This window comes from Streptomyces bugieae, assembly GCF_036352915.1.
GTDB lineage: Bacteria > Actinomycetota > Actinomycetes > Streptomycetales > Streptomycetaceae > Streptomyces > Streptomyces endophytica.
Genome location: NZ_JAZBJP010000005.1, coordinates 184865 through 198745, shown reverse-complemented (window position 1 = coordinate 198745; position 13881 = coordinate 184865). Strand labels below are relative to the sequence as shown.

The following is a 13881-nucleotide window of genomic DNA, read 5'->3' as shown; positions in this document are numbered from 1 at the left end:
CTTCCGCCGCCCCCGGCCGGCGCCCGCCGCTCACGTCCTCGCGGACCGGCAGACACCGCCGATGGCATCCGTCCTCGCAGACCGGCAGACACCGCCGAGGGCATCCGTCCTCACGGACCTCACGGACCGGCAGGCACCGCCGACGGCGTCCGTCCTCACGGACCTCACGGACCGGAAGGCGCCATCGATGGCTCAGGTCCGCACGGACCGGAAAGCCGCAGATGGCTCACGCCGGGACGATGTTCACCAGCTTCGGTGCACGGACGATGACCTTGCGGATGCCCGCGCCGTTCAGTGCCGCGACCACCGCCGGCTCGGCCAGTGCGGTCGCCTCCAGGTCGGCGTCGGAGATCGACGGGGCGACCTCCAGTCGGGCCTTGACCTTGCCCTTGATCTGGACGACGCAGGTCACGCTCTCGTCCACGACGTACGCCGGGTCCGCGACCGGGAAGTCCGCGTGCACCACCGAGTCGGTGTGGCCCAGCTTGCGCCACAGCTCCTCGGCGATGTGCGGGGCCAGCGGGGCGATCAGCAGCACCAGCCGCTCCGCGACCGTGCGCGGGACCGGGCCGCCCGTCTTGGTCAGGTGGTTGTTCAGCTCGGTGACCTTGGCGATGGCGGTGTTGAAGCGCAGGTTCGCCAGGTCCTGGCCGACGCCGTCGATGGCCTTGTGCAGGGCGCGCAGGGTGTCCACGTCGATGTCCGACTCGGGCACGTCCGCGACGGTGACCTCACCGGTCGCCTCGTCGACGACGTTGCGCCACAGGCGCTGCAGCAGGCGGTACTGGCCGACGACCGCCCGGGTGTCCCACGGCCGCGACACGTCCAGCGGGCCCATCGCCATCTCGTACAGGCGCAGGGTGTCCGCGCCGTATTCGGCGCAGATCTCGTCGGGGGTGACGGCGTTCTTCAGGGACTTGCCCATCTTGCCCAGCAGGCGGCTGACCTTGTCGCCCTGGTAGTAGTAGGCGCCGTCGCGCTCCTCGACCTCGGCGGCCGGGACGGCGATGCCGCGGCTGTCCCGGTAGACGAAGGCCTGGATCATGCCCTGGTTGTACAGCTTGTGGAACGGCTCGGAGGACGAGACGTGCCCCAGGTCGTGCAGGACCTTGGACCAGAAGCGGGCGTACAGCAGGTGCAGCACGGCGTGTTCGGCGCCGCCCACGTACAGGTCGACACCGCCGGCCGGCTGGCCGTCGCGCGGCCCCATCCAGTACTGCTCGACGGCCGGGTCGACCAGCGCGTCGTCGTTGCGGGGGTCCAGGTAGCGCAGCTCGTACCAGCAGGAACCGGCCCAGTTGGGCATGGTGTTGGTCTCACGGCGGTAGCGCCGCACGCCCCGGCCGTCGCCCAGGTCCAGCTCGACGTTGACCCAGTCCTCGTTGCGGGACAGCGGGGTCTCGGGCTGGGTGTCGGCGTCGTCCGGGTCGAAGGTGCGCGGGGAGTAGTCCTCGACCTCGGGCAGTTCCAGCGGCAGCATCGACTCGGGCAGCGCGTGCGCCACGCCGTCCTCGTCGTAGACGATCGGGAACGGCTCGCCCCAGTAGCGCTGGCGGCTGAACAGCCAGTCGCGCAGCCGGAAGTTGACGGTGCCCTCGCCGATGCCGCGCCCGGTCAGCCAGTCGGTGATCTTCGCCTTGGCCTCGGTGACGCCCAGGCCGTCCAGCGAGATGCTGTCGCCGGACGAGTTGATGATCTTGGCGTCGTACGAGGCGAAGGCGTCGTCCCAGGTGGCGGGGTCGGTGCCGCGGCCGTCCGTCGGCTCGACGACACAGCGCATGGGCAGCTCGAAGGCGCGGGCGAAGGCGAAGTCGCGGGTGTCGTGCGCGGGCACGGCCATGATCGCGCCGGTGCCGTAGCCCATCAGGACGTAGTCGGCGATGAAGACCGGGACCTGCTCGCCGCTGACCGGGTTGGTGGCGAAGACGCCGGTGAAGACGCCGGTCTTGTCCTTGGCCTCGGCCTGCCGCTCGATGTCGGACTTGGCCGCGGCCTGCTTGCGGTAGGCGGCGACGGCCTCGCGCGGGGTGGCGTGGCCGCCGGTCCACACGTCGTGGGTGCCCTCGGGCCAGGCGTCGGGGACGATGGTGCCGGTGGTGTCGCCGTTGTCGGAGCCGGCGATCAGCGGGTGCTCGGGGGCCAGCACCATGTACGTGGCGCCGAACAGGGTGTCCTGACGGGTGGTGAAGACGGTGATCTTGTCGTCGCCCACCGGGAAGTCGACCCGGGCGCCCTCGGAGCGGCCGATCCAGTTGCGCTGCTGCAGCTTGATGGCCTCCGGCCAGTCCAGCGCGTCCAGGTCGCGCAGCAGCCGGTCGGCGTAGGCGGTGATGCGCATGTTCCACTGGCGCAGCTTGGCCTTGAAGACCGGGTAGTTGCCGCGCTCGGAGCGGCCCTCGGCGGTGACCTCCTCGTTGGCCAGTACGGTGCCCAGGCCGGGGCACCAGTTGACCGGCGAGTCCGAGGCGTACGCCAGGCGGTACTCGCCCAGGACGTCGGCGCGCTCGGTGACGCTCAGCTCGGCCCAGGGGCGGCCGTCGGGGGTCGGGCGGGTGCCGGCCTCGAACTGGGCGACCAGGGTGTCGATCGGGCGGGCGGCGTCCGCTTCCGGGTCGTACCAGGAGTTGAAGATCTGCAGGAAGATCCACTGGGTCCACTTGTAGTACGCCGGGTCGATCGTCTCGACGGAGCGGCGCTGGTCGTGGCCCAGGCCCAGGCGGCGCAGCTGGCGCCGCATGTTCACGATGTTGGCCTCGGTGGAGACCCGCGGGTGGGTGCCGGTCTGGACGGCGTACTGCTCGGCGGGCAGGCCGAAGGCGTCGAAGCCCAGGGTGTGCAGGACGTTGTGGCCCGTCATGCGCTGGTGGCGGGCGTAGACGTCGGTGGCGATGAACCCCAGGGGGTGGCCGACGTGCAGGCCGGCGCCCGACGGGTAGGGGAACATGTCCATGATGAACTTCTTGGGGCGGGCCACCAGCTCCGGGTCGCCGGCCAGCTCCCCGCTCGCGTTCGGGGCCTCGTAGGTCCCGTCCTTCTCCCAGAAGTCCTGCCAGCGTGCCTCGATGTCGGCGGCCAGCGCGGCCGTATAGCGGTGCGGCGCTGCCACCTCGGCAGCGGTGGTCGTCTCGCTCATCGTCTCAAAGCTCCATCGATCGTCTCTGCCTGCGGAAACGCGCCTTGTCCCGGACCTTGTCCCCGGAACTCCGGAAACAAAAAGACCCCTCGCACAGGAGGGGACGCCGCGCCGATTCCGACGGGTCTGTCATCCGTCGGCACTGATCAGCGCGGCCCGCTAAGCAGAAGGCGTACGGCACGCATGGCGCCAGGGTACCGCAGGGCGTGCGGGGCCCGCGCCGAGGATTCCCCGGCGCGGGCCGCGCGGTCCGTCAGGGACGGTAGGAGCTCACGTAGCCGGCGCTGGGGCTGCCCACACCGGTGACGTCGTCGTAGCCGACGACGGCGTGCAGGGAGCTGTCCTTGCCGAGGCTGCGCAGCGAGGTCGTGGTGCCCTTGCTGCCGTCGGTGCCGTTGACGTAGTCCACGCGGACGACGGCGAGGTCACGCCCGGCGCCCAGCGGGTGGTCGGTGACGTCGTGGTAGGCGGACGTGCCGTAGCGCTGGTAGATGCCGGGGTTGGCGAAGCCGATGGCCACACCGTGCCGGGCCTGCTGGGCGAGCGCCTGGACGCCGGCGATGACCGGGGCGGCCAGGGAGGTGCCGCCGATGCGGTACTCGTCGTAGCCGAGCTTGCCGCCGGGCAGGGTCTGGGTCTGGCCCACCAGGAAGCCGGTGTTGGGGTCGGCGACCGCGGAGATGTCCGGAACGGTGCGCATCCGGCCCTTCAGGAGGGAGTTGGACAGCGAGTCCGGAACGACTCCGCGCTGGTAGAAGGGCTGCGGGACGGTCTTGCTGACGCCGCCGCCGGCCCCTCCGTTGAAGGCGCCGGGGAAGCCGGCCCAGCTGTTGCCATCCTTGGAGAGCAGGGCCTTCTGGGTGCCCCAGCCGGTCTCCCACTGGTACGTGTCGTGCTTGCCGACGGCCAGGGAGGTGCCGCCGACCGCGGTCACCCAGGCGGAGTTCGCCGGGGTGTCGACCTGCTTGGTGCCGGTGTTGGCGACCTCGTCACCGTTGTCGCCGGAGGAGAAGTAGAAGCCGATGCCCTGGACCGCGCCCTGCTGGAAGAGCTGGTCGTAGGCGGCGGCCACGTCCGGGGTCTCGTTCGCCTCGATGTCGCCCCAGGAGTTGGAGACGATGTCGGCGAGGTGACCGTCGACGATCTTGCCGAGCGAGTCGATCAGGTCGTCGTCCATGCAGGACGAGGCGCCGACGTAGACGACGTCGGAGGCCGGGGCGACCGCGTGGACGGCCTCGACGTCGAGGGTCTCCTCGCCGTACCAACCGGCCGCGCCGCACTCGTCGATGTGCGTGTACTTGTTGGGCAGCACCTGGGAGAGCTGGCCGCGGCGGTACGCGGCGTCGCCGTTGCGGGCCGCGTAGGTGGCGGCGTCCTTGGAGATCGTCGGCGAGGCGAAGGCGTCGGTGATCGCGACGGTGACGCCCTTGCCGGTCCACTTCTTCGCCCCGTAGGCGGCCCGCAGCTGCTTGCCGGTGTAGCCCTTGACCGCGTACGGCGCCTTGCTCCCGTAGGCGGACGGCAGCTTCTTGTTGGTGCGGGAGCCGTAGTACGAGGAGAACGGGCCGGAGTTCCGGAAGACGTCCTCCGGGGGCGGCAGTTCGCCGGAGTGGTGCTTGGCGAGCTTCGGCGCGTTGTCCAGGCCGGTGACCGTGAGCACCGCGTCGGCCAGCGTGGCGGGCGCGGAGGCGGTGGTCGACGGGGCGTGGTAAGTGTGCCCGCCCTTGCGGTAGTTGTGCAGGTCGGTGGCGAAGGCCTGCTCGGCGGCGGCCGCGTCGCCCGTGACCGTGAGGTAGCGGTTGGTGGTGCCGGTGACCTTCAGGCCGGACTTCGTCAGCCAGTCGGTCACCTTGGCTATCTGGTCACGGGTGGCACCGAAGCGGGCCCGCGTCTGCGCGGCGCTCAGGTACTTCCCGTACGCGGCCGAGTGCGGGTCGGACACGGCCCGGGCGTAGGCGGCCAGGCCCTTGGCGTCGCGGCCGGCGAGGTAGACCCGGGCGCTGACGGCCGCGGAGTCGGCGGTGGCGCCCTGGTCGGCCTGCTTGGTGGCCCACAGGGGCTTGGTGCCCAGAAGCGCGTGCCGGCCACCGTCGTGGCCCGCGGCGTCGGCGGCGGGCGCGCCGAGTGCGAGCGCGCCGGCGACCAGGGGCAGCGCGGCTGCCCAGGCCAGACCGGCGCGGACGCGCGGTGATCCGGTGTGGCTTGATCTCATGTAACCCCCTGCTGTGGCGATGCGATGCGCTGCGGGGTGACGCGGTGCGCCGGTGCGCCGATGCGCGGCACCTCACGAGCGGTGCATGCGGTGGATGTGACGCTCACACGCGATTCGCCACTCTTTCGGTGAACTGTTCATGTCAGGGGAATGTGATCACCAAGAAGAAGCCAAGGAATGGCAAGGACTGGTCAGGAATGACCATCCGGCGAACAGTGAATCCGCCATAGCGGACACGGACTTGACCTACCGTCACGCCACAAGCCCAGCATTCGCCCCACCCGTGAGCCGGACGCACACAGCAGAACAGGCCGTCCGCGATGGACGGCCTGTTCTGTCTCTGTGGAGCTAAGGAGAATTGAACTCCTGACCTCCTGCATGCCATGCAGGCGCTCTACCAACTGAGCTATAGCCCCGTATTTTGTTTTCCGCCCGGTTCCCCGCTGCGGCATCGCCTACATTACACGGACCTCCCCGCCTTCTGCCAAATCGTTCTCCCGAGGGCCCTTGGACGGGGCGCGCGGTACTGTCGGCAGGCCGTGCCCGATTCGTCCTGGGGGAGCCGTACGCCGTGACCGCGCTGGAGCTGGAACAGTCCACCGACCCCGGCGGCCCGCACCCCGGCAAGGGCGTCCTGCGCCGCCACCCGACGGCCGCGGCGGCCCTGGCCTGCCTGGTCTCCTTCACCGCCTTCTGGATCGCCCAGCGGCTCGCGCACGTCACGATGATCGACCTCATGGTCTACCGGGCCGAGGGTCTGACCGTCCGCGACGGCGGGTCCCTCTACGACATGGTGGCCACCTCGGCCCACCTGCCCAACACCTACCCGCCCTTCGCGGCGCTGCTCTTCACCCCGCTCACCCTCCTCGGCGTCCCGGCGATGCGCACCCTGGCCACCGCCGGGAACCTGCTGCTGCTCATCGCGGTCGTCGACCTCTCGCTGCGCCTGGCGGGCCGGCCCCGGCGGCTGCCCCGGCCGGCCGCCACCCTGGCGGTCTCAGCACTGCTGGTGTGGTGCGAACCGGTGTGGACGACGCTGCGCTACGGCCAGATCAACCTGCTGCTCGCCGCGCTCGTGCTGTGGGACCTGACCCGCAAGGACACCCAGCGGCTCGCGGGTATCGGCATCGGTATCGCGGCCGGCATCAAGCTCACACCGGCGCTGTTCGCCGTCTTCCTGGCCGTGGCCGGCGCCGTACGGGCCGGGCAGCGCCTGCACTCCGGCGCCGGTCCGCGCGCCGCCTGGAACCCCTGGCTGCGGCAGGCCGCCGTCGCCACCGCGACCTTCCTCGCCACCGCCGTCCTCTCCGCCCTCGCACTGCCCCGCGACTCGCACCGCTTCTGGACCGGGATCGTCTTCGCCGCCGACCGGGTCGGTGAGGTGGAGATCACCGCGAACCAGTCGCTGCGCGGCGCGCTCGCCCGGCTGCTGCACACCCACGACCCCGGCGCCTCCTGGGCCGTACTGGCCGGGCTGACCGCGCTCGCCGGCCTCGCGCTGGCCGCCGGGGCGCTGCTGCGCGGGCCGACGGCGTCCCCGGCCGACGGCGGGCGCGCCTGGGCGGCCGTCGCCTGCGCCGCCACCGCCCTCCTGATCAGCCCGATCTCCTGGTCCCACCACTGGGTGTGGTGCGTGCCGATGCTGGTCCTGCTCGGCTCCGAGGCGCTCGACCGGACCAGCACCGGCGCGCGCCGCTGGTGGGTGACCACCGTCACGCTCGGCCTCCTCTTCTGCTCCTTCGCCCTGTGGTGGGTGCCGCACCGCTGGCACCAGCACCAGGAACTGCACCAGAACGGCATCCAGATGCTGCTCTCCGACGTCTATCCGCTCGCCGGACTGGCCGTGCTGGCCCTGGCCGGGGCCCGGCTGTGGCGGGCCAACCGCTCCCCCGCCACCCGCGATTGACGCGACCGGGACGCCGGTCGGTGTGCCGGCCGGTATGCCGTCGTCCGGTCCAACGCCGGGCAGACTCACGGCAGTTCCGCCCGACCGGAAACGACCGGAACCGACCGGAACCGTGCGGAAGTGCCCGGAAGACTCCGGAGATGCCGGGAAGAGCGCCAGAACGGCGTGCTCATCCGTCCCAAGATGTTCGGAACGGGCGCCAGTTGGCGGGCGGCGCCGGTCAGGCCGTGGCGAACGAGTAGAAGCGCTTGAGCGTGCAGTGCTCGTCGAGCAACCGCCCGTAGATCGGCTCCCCGTCGAGCTCCCGGTAGGTCTCGATCGGGTCGCCCTTTATGACCAGGGCACGGGCGCATTCCTCGCACCAGTACTGGTAGTCGGTGTTGACCGGCTCCATGTCGCGCACGATCGGCGTTCCGCTGCCGCACCAGTCACATTTCCTGCTGTGGGCGCCCATCCATCAGCTCCAACTGTGGCCGCAGGCCGTACAAACGAAGGAGATGCCGCCGTTGTCGCCCAGCACCTGCGCGACGTGTGACGACCCGCACGAGGGGCACTGCAGGGCGGAGCCGGTACCGGCGCCCGCCGCAGCGACGTCGAGCAGGCCGTCGACCTCCCCGAGGATGCTCGTGGGCATCGCTGTCTCTCCTCCCCTGGCGGCGCCGTCCGATTCTGCCACGGACGGCCCACCAGGTCAGGTCCGTCTTCGCAGCGGGCCTGGCCGTGCGCGGGTCCGCACATACGCAATGATCCCGCCTCCATTTGGAGGCGGGATCATCCGGGTTGTGGAGCTAAGGAGAATTGAACTCCTGACCTCCTGCATGCCATGCAGGCGCTCTACCAACTGAGCTATAGCCCCGGGTCTTGTTCCGCTCCTCCGGGGTTTTCCCCGGCGGCGCCGCGAACAAGATGAACTTTAGCCTGCGACCTGCCCAGATGTGAAATCCGGGTCCGCCCGGGCCCCCGGCGGGGGTCAGACGTCGTCGCCGAGCACCGGCTCCGGCAGGGTGCCGGCGTTGTGCTCCAACAGCCGCCAGCCGCGCGCGCCCTCGCCGAGCACGGACCAGCAGCAGTTCGACAGCCCGCCCAGGCCCTCCCAGTGGTGGGCCTCCAGGCCGAGCAGCCGCCCGATGGTGGTGCGGATCGTGCCGCCGTGGCTGACCACGACCAGGGTGCCGTTCTCGGGCAGCTTGTCGGCGTGGTTGAGCACCACGGGGGCGGCCCGGTCGGCCACCTCGGTCTCCAGCTCGCCGCCACCGCGCCGCACCGGCTCCCCGCGCTTCCAGGCGGTGTACTGCTCGCCGTAGCGCGCGAGGATCTCCTCGTGGGTCAGCCCCTGCCAGGAGCCCGCGTACGTCTCGCGCAGGGCCGCGTCATGGGTCACGTCGAGCCGGGTGAGCGTGGCCAGCTCGCTCGCCGTGGCGGCCGCGCGGCTGAGGTCGGAGGCGATGATCGCGTCCGGCCGCAGCGCGGCGAGCAGCCGGGCCGAGCGCCGGGCCTGGGCCAGGCCCGCGTCCGTCAGCTCGATGTCCGTGGAGCCCTGGAAGCGGCGCTCCAGATTCCAGGCCGTCTGGCCGTGCCGCCACAGGACGATGCGGCGGCCCGACGCCCGCTTCGTGCCGTTCAGAGCAGCTCTCCGTCCTGCCCGCCCGCAGTGGCCTCGGCGTGCGCGGCGGCCTTGCCGCGGGTGGCCTTGGCGTCCTCGGGGAGGTCGATCTCCGGGCAGTCCTTCCACAGCCGCTCGAGCGCGTAGAACACACGCTCCTCGCTGTGCTGGACGTGCACGACGATGTCGACGTAGTCGAGCAGCACCCAGCGGGCCTCGCGGTCGCCCTCACGGCGGACCGGCTTGGCGCCGAGGTCCTTGGAGAGCCGTTCCTCGATCTCGTCGACGATCGACTTCACCTGGCGGTCGCTGGGGGCCGAGGCCAGCAGGAAGGCATCGGTGATCGAGAGGACGTCACTGACGTCGTACGCGATGATGTCGTGCGCGAGCTTGTCGGCCGCGGCCTGGGCTGCGGCGTTGATGAGCTCGATGGAGCGGTCCGTGGCGGTCACAAGCGGCTTTCCGGGTCGAGGGCTGCTTCTCCGGCCGGTCACGGGGCGGGGCTCGGCCCCGCCGCGGCGCGCGCCGCAGTCCCCGTGGGCAACCGGATCGGCGGTCAGGTACCCCTCAAGGGTCTCACGGACCACTGACACTCCCGGCAGGGTTTTCGAACCAGCCGGTCAGATCGCACATCCGGGCTGGTCAGGGCGGTGGCGGCGGATCCGACGGCCCACCGGTGACCGGTCGGGGCGGGCCGGTCCGGTGGACCGCCCGCCCCTCCCGTCAGCCCTTGTAGTCCTGGCCGAGGACCACCGTGATGTCGGCGTTCCCGGCGCCCTTGCCCTGTCGGACCGCGCCCGCCGGCAGGCCCAGCGTCTTGGCGACCTCGGCGGCCTTCGCCTTCGAGGCGGCGTCCGCGTACGTGACCCGGGAGGTGGCCCGGGCCGCGCCCTCGGCGCCGTCGTCGACGAAGCTGTAGCCGCCGTTGAGCAGGGCGACCTGCGCCTTTCCGGTGGCCGCCTTGTTGCCGGTGGCGTTGCGGACGGCCACCCGGGCGGTGGAGTCGGGGGCGGTCTTCTTGACCGTGCCGCCGAGCACGTCCTTGACGACGCCGGCCGCGGTGCCCTGGCTGAGCGTCCCATCGGTCTGTACGGGCAGCAGGGTCGTGCGGTAGGCGCCGGTCTTCGCCAGTTCTGCGCGCTGCGCCAGCGAGCTGCCCAGCTGGGCCTCGGTGAGCGGCGGGTCGAGGACCTGGAGGAGCGCCTTGACGGTGGCGGTGGCGCCGTCCGAATCGCTGGAGACCTTCTTCAGCGTCGCCTGCATGACCTGGCCGAAGCGCTGGAGCTGCCGGGTCTGGGGCTCGCCGGGCGCCTGGTAGGTGGCGTAGGCGACGGCCGCCTGGCCGCCCAGGTCCTGGGCCCGGCCCTGCTTGACCACCGGGGAGGCGCCCTTCTTGGCGCCGGGCACGGTGGCGTCGGTGTCGAGGGTGATGCCGCCGACCGTCTCGACGAGGTTCTCCAGGTAGGGCGTGTCCAGCCGCCAGGTGGCCTTCAGATCGGCGCCCAGGAGGCTGTTGAGGGCGTCCCGGGTGGGCTCGGCACCGTCGTCCTTCACGGACTTGCCGAGGGTGGTGGCGCTGCCGTCGTCCTTGGGGACCACGAGGCTGTTGGGCAGCAGGACGGTGGTGCCCTTGTGGGTGGTCTCGTTGTCCACCAGGAGCGCGGTCGAGCTGTTGCCCGTCTTGGTGTCCCGCAGGTGCACGACGAGGACGTCGCGCTTCTGGCCGCCGGCCGCGGCGGTCCGGCCGGCGCCCGGCCCGGCCAGTCCCGGCAGCTTGCCCGCCCACCACAGGTAGCCGGCGCCTCCGGCCACCAGGAGGACCAGCACGACCGACAGCGCGATGATCCGGCTGCGGCCGCGCCGCTTGGCCTCCTCGCGCCGCTCGGTGCGGCTCTCGGTGAACTTCAGCCAGTCGATGACGTCTTCGGAGTCCTCGTCGGGCTCCTCGATGAAGGAGAACTGCTCGGTCTGGTACTCCGGGTCACCGGAAGAGGCGCCGCCGGACCTGTCGGCCGGGCCGCCGGGCGTCGCCGCCGCCGGACCGTCCGAGGGGGCGCGGCGCCCGCCGCCCGGCTGCCGGGCGTCCTCGCGGCCACCGGGTGCCGGTGCGCCGTGGCGCTGCTCCTCGTAGGAGAGCTGCTCGTACGGCGACTGCTGGGCCTGCTGCGGGATCCACTCCTGCGGAGGGACCTGCTGCGGCGGTGCCTGCTGGGGGGACGCCTGCTGGGGCCGGCCGTACGGGTCGTACTGCTGGGGGTAGCCGGGGTCGGCCTGGACCTGGCCGCGGCCGTAGGGGTCGTAGCCGTAGTCCACGCCGGCCTGCTGCCCCTGGTGACCCTGGTAGGTCTGCTGCGCCTGGTGGCCCTGCGCGGTGCCGTACGGGTCGTAGCCCTCGTAGGCGGACGGGGCGGAGTGCCCGCCGTACGGGTCGTGTTGCTGCTCGTACGGCGGCCGGGCGGCGTCGTGGTAGACCGGCTGCCCGTAGGCGTCGTAGGTGTAGCCCGGCTGCCCCTGCTGCCCTGGTTGCTCCTGGGCGTAAGGGTCGCGGGCATACGGGTCCTGCGGCCCGTACGGATCGTGTCGGTCGCTCACCGGTGCCCCTTTCCGTCAGCCCCGTCAGCGGTCGTTGCGGTACAGCTGTTTTTTGTCGATGTAGCGCACCACACCGTCCGGCACCAGGTACCAGACCGGATCCCCCTGGGCGACGCGCGCCCGGCAGTCGGTCGAGGAGATGGCCAGCGCGGGCACCTCGACCAGGGACACCGCCCCCTCGGGCAGCCCGGGGTCCGCGAGGACGTGGCCGGGCCTGGTCACCCCGATGAAGTGGGCGAGCGACACCAGCTCCGCGGCATCGTGCCAGGTCAGGATCTGGCTGAGCGCGTCGGCGCCGGTGATGAAGAACAGATCCGCGTCACGGTGCTCCGCGCGCAGATCACGCAGCGTGTCTATCGTGTACGTCTTGCCGCCGCGGTCGATGTCGATGCGGCTGACGGAGAACTGCGGGTTCGAGGCGGTCGCGATGACCGTCATCAGGTACCGGTCCTCGGCCGGGGACACCTTCTTGTGGCTCTTCTGCCACGGCTGCCCGGTCGGCACGAAGATGACCTCGTCGAGGTGGAACTGGCTGGCCACCTCGCTGGCGGCGACGAGGTGTCCGTGATGGATCGGGTCGAACGTCCCGCCCATCACTCCGAGTCGCCGCTTCACGGGCCCTGTGTGCTCTCCCATGCGTGCAGACCCTACTGGGCGGCGCGCGATGCCGGGGGCCGGGTGCCGGGGCTCAGCGGTCCCGGTTGAAGCGGGTCGTGACCCACAGCAGGAGGAGCAGGACAAACAGGGCACCGCCGCCGGTCACGAAAGGGCTGAGGCTGGCGTGACCGCCCTCGTGGCCGGGTTCGGCGGCGAGGGAAACCAGGGACTGTGCGGTGGTGTGCAGGCTCATCGTCAGCAGGACCAATCCGGGCTCGGTGCGGGCAGAGACTTCCACCACATCGTAAGCGTCGGCTCACCGCCGGCTCACGGCGACTCCACCCGGATGCGCCCGGCCGCGTCCGCACGCCTCCGGGCGCGGCCCCCGGCCGGTCAGTCCTGGCCGTAGCCGCGCAGCAGGAACCACGCGAGCAGGACGGCGCCGAGCACGCCGCCGATGATCACGGTGCGCAGGATCCATCCGGGGCCGCCGTCCCTGGCGGTCTCCTCGGCTGCGGCGAGCAGCAGGCTCGGATGCGGCATGGCGGCGCTCCTCGGGTACCGGCCCGGCGGGTCTTTTGTACGGGCCTGTGCGGTCATTGGTGCGATCGCCAGCGTACGCCCGAGCATCCATTCGCCTGTCGGTGGCGTCCTCTAGTCTGAAACTCACGCAGTCGAAGAGGGGGAGGCCCCAATGACGGAGAGCCCAGACGGCAGCGCGCACGTACCGAGCCGGGACCGGCGGCGATTCCCCGGAATCTCCTCGCGGTCGTACGAGCACCCCGCGGACCGCTCGGCGCTGGTCGCCCTGCGCAAGCTCAGCGGGTTCGACACCGTCTTCAAGACGCTCAGCGGCCTGTTGCCGGAGCGCAGCCTCCGGCTGCTGTTCCTGTCGGACTCGGTGCGCGTCGGCGACCAGCAGTTCTCGCACCTGAACGACATGCTGCGCGACGCCTGCTACATCCTGGACCTGGAGAAGGTCCCGCCGATGTACGTCAATCAGGACCCGCAGCCCAACGCCATGTGCATCGGCCTGGACGAGCCGATCATCGTGGTGACGACCGGTCTCGTCGAGCTGCTCGACGAGGAGGAGATGCGGGCGGTCGTCGGCCACGAGGTCGGCCACGCCCTCTCCGGGCACGCGGTCTACCGCACGATCCTGCTGTTCCTGACGAACCTCGCCATGAAGGTCGCCTGGATCCCGCTGGGCAACGTCGCGATCATGGCGATCGTGACGGCGCTGCGCGAGTGGTTCCGCAAGTCCGAGCTGTCGGCGGACCGCGCCGGGCTGCTGGTCGGTCAGGACCTGCAGGCCTCGATGCGCGGCCTGATGAAGCTGGCCGGCGGCAATCACCTGCACGAGATGAACGTCGACGCCTTCCTCAAGCAGGCCGACGAGTACGAGTCGGGCGGCGACCTGCGCGACTCCGTGCTGAAGATCCTCAACCTCCTGCCGCGCAGCCACCCGTTCACCACCGTGCGGGCGGCCGAGCTGAAGAAGTGGGCGGCCAGCCGCGACTACCAGCGGATCATGGACGGCCACTACCCCCGCCGCGACGAGGACAAGGACGCCTCGGTGTCCGACTCGTTCCGGGACTCCGCGGCGCACTACGCCGATTCGGTCCGCAACAGCAAGGACCCGCTGATGGGCCTGGTCCGCGATATCGCGGGCGGCGCGGGCGACTTGGGCGGCAAGCTGCGGGACACGGTCTTCGGCGGCGGCTCGCGCGGCGGCCAGGGCGGCGCCAACGGCACGGACCGGCCCAACGGCTCGGAAGCCTGACGGAGCGGCCCGCACGACCCCCGGTGGAGCGGCCCGCACGCCCGGCGGGTCCTAG

General features: G+C 71.3%; 12 protein-coding genes and 2 tRNA genes. 2 read left to right on the top strand and 12 right to left on the bottom strand.

Annotated features, from left to right (window positions below; all coding sequences use genetic code 11):
• Nucleotides 1–226: 226 nt before the first annotated feature.
• The 3 genes from V2J85_RS13870 to V2J85_RS13860 form a co-directional block, all read right to left on the bottom strand.
• Nucleotides 227–3133 carry a leucine--tRNA ligase gene (locus tag V2J85_RS13870; protein WP_261951516.1) on the bottom strand — a complete coding sequence of 969 codons (2907 nt, stop codon included), beginning with the start codon at nt 3131–3133 and terminating at the stop codon, nt 227–229.
• 253 nt (nt 3134–3386) lie between these two features.
• A complete protein-coding gene (locus V2J85_RS13865) occupies nt 3387–5345 on the bottom strand; it encodes a S53 family peptidase (protein WP_261951515.1) in 1959 nt (652 codons plus the stop codon).
• 343 nt (nt 5346–5688) lie between these two features.
• A tRNA-Ala gene (locus V2J85_RS13860) sits at nt 5689–5761 on the bottom strand.
• Between the two features lie 155 nt (nt 5762–5916).
• Here V2J85_RS13860 and V2J85_RS13855 point away from each other — a divergent pair.
• Nucleotides 5917–7251: a glycosyltransferase 87 family protein gene (locus tag V2J85_RS13855; protein ID WP_330821733.1), complete on the top strand. Its 1335-nt coding sequence runs from the start codon at nt 5917–5919 to the stop codon at nt 7249–7251.
• A 220-nt stretch (nt 7252–7471) separates the two neighbouring features.
• Here the strand turns inward: V2J85_RS13855 and V2J85_RS13850 are convergent, their stop codons facing one another.
• From V2J85_RS13850 to V2J85_RS13810, 9 genes are all read right to left on the bottom strand, one after another.
• Nucleotides 7472–7705 (bottom strand): hypothetical protein, encoded by a 234-nt coding sequence (locus tag V2J85_RS13850; RefSeq protein WP_030413843.1) that lies wholly within the window; start codon nt 7703–7705, stop codon nt 7472–7474.
• Between the two features lie 3 nt (nt 7706–7708).
• Nucleotides 7709–7885: a hypothetical protein gene (locus V2J85_RS13845; protein WP_261951513.1), complete on the bottom strand. Its 177-nt coding sequence runs from the start codon at nt 7883–7885 to the stop codon at nt 7709–7711.
• Nucleotides 7886–8034: 149 nt separating this feature from the next.
• Nucleotides 8035–8107: transfer RNA gene (locus V2J85_RS13840), tRNA-Ala, on the bottom strand.
• 114 nt (nt 8108–8221) lie between these two features.
• Nucleotides 8222–8875 (bottom strand): histidine phosphatase family protein, encoded by a 654-nt coding sequence (locus V2J85_RS13835; protein ID WP_261957127.1) that lies wholly within the window; start codon nt 8873–8875, stop codon nt 8222–8224.
• Complete coding sequence (rsfS, locus tag V2J85_RS13830; protein WP_261951512.1) at nt 8872–9306, bottom strand: ribosome silencing factor; 435 nt, start codon at nt 9304–9306, stop codon at nt 8872–8874. Before rsfS ends, V2J85_RS13835 begins: the two co-directional genes overlap by 4 nt.
• Nucleotides 9307–9577: 271 nt before the next feature.
• The gene (locus V2J85_RS13825; protein ID WP_330821732.1) at nt 9578–11446 is read right to left on the bottom strand and encodes an LCP family protein; all 1869 of its coding nucleotides are present in this window, start codon (nt 11444–11446) and stop codon (nt 9578–9580) included.
• Between the two features lie 24 nt (nt 11447–11470).
• On the bottom strand, nt 11471–12082 hold the full coding sequence (gene nadD, locus V2J85_RS13820) for a nicotinate-nucleotide adenylyltransferase (protein WP_051798734.1): 612 nt from the start codon (nt 12080–12082) through the stop codon (nt 11471–11473).
• Between the two features lie 52 nt (nt 12083–12134).
• A complete protein-coding gene (locus V2J85_RS13815; protein WP_261957574.1) occupies nt 12135–12344 on the bottom strand; it encodes a hypothetical protein in 210 nt (69 codons plus the stop codon).
• A gap of 92 nt (nt 12345–12436) precedes the next feature.
• The gene (locus V2J85_RS13810; protein WP_261951510.1) at nt 12437–12586 is read right to left on the bottom strand and encodes a hypothetical protein; all 150 of its coding nucleotides are present in this window, start codon (nt 12584–12586) and stop codon (nt 12437–12439) included.
• A 151-nt stretch (nt 12587–12737) separates the two neighbouring features.
• On the opposite strand from V2J85_RS13810, the gene V2J85_RS13805 reads away from it, so the two are divergent.
• Nucleotides 12738–13826 (top strand): M48 family metallopeptidase, encoded by a 1089-nt coding sequence (locus V2J85_RS13805; protein WP_261951509.1) that lies wholly within the window; start codon nt 12738–12740, stop codon nt 13824–13826.
• Nucleotides 13827–13881 lie beyond the last annotated feature (55 nt).

Bases quoted from the DNA above. Each gene is read 5' to 3' on its own strand.
- V2J85_RS13850 (WP_030413843.1), bottom strand. From the start codon at position 7,705: ATGGGCGCCCACAGCAGGAAATGTGACTGGTGCGGCAGCGGAACGCCG.
- V2J85_RS13810 (WP_261951510.1), bottom strand. From the start codon at position 12,586: ATGCCGCATCCGAGCCTGCTGCTCGCCGCAGCCGAGGAGACCGCCAGG.
- V2J85_RS13870 (WP_261951516.1), bottom strand. From the start codon at position 3,133: ATGAGCGAGACGACCACCGCTGCCGAGGTGGCAGCGCCGCACCGCTAT.
- V2J85_RS13805 (WP_261951509.1), top strand. From the start codon at position 12,738: ATGACGGAGAGCCCAGACGGCAGCGCGCACGTACCGAGCCGGGACCGG.
- V2J85_RS13845 (WP_261951513.1), bottom strand. From the start codon at position 7,885: ATGCCCACGAGCATCCTCGGGGAGGTCGACGGCCTGCTCGACGTCGCT.
- nadD (WP_051798734.1), bottom strand. From the start codon at position 12,082: ATGGGAGAGCACACAGGGCCCGTGAAGCGGCGACTCGGAGTGATGGGC.
- V2J85_RS13865 (WP_261951515.1), bottom strand. From the start codon at position 5,345: ATGAGATCAAGCCACACCGGATCACCGCGCGTCCGCGCCGGTCTGGCC.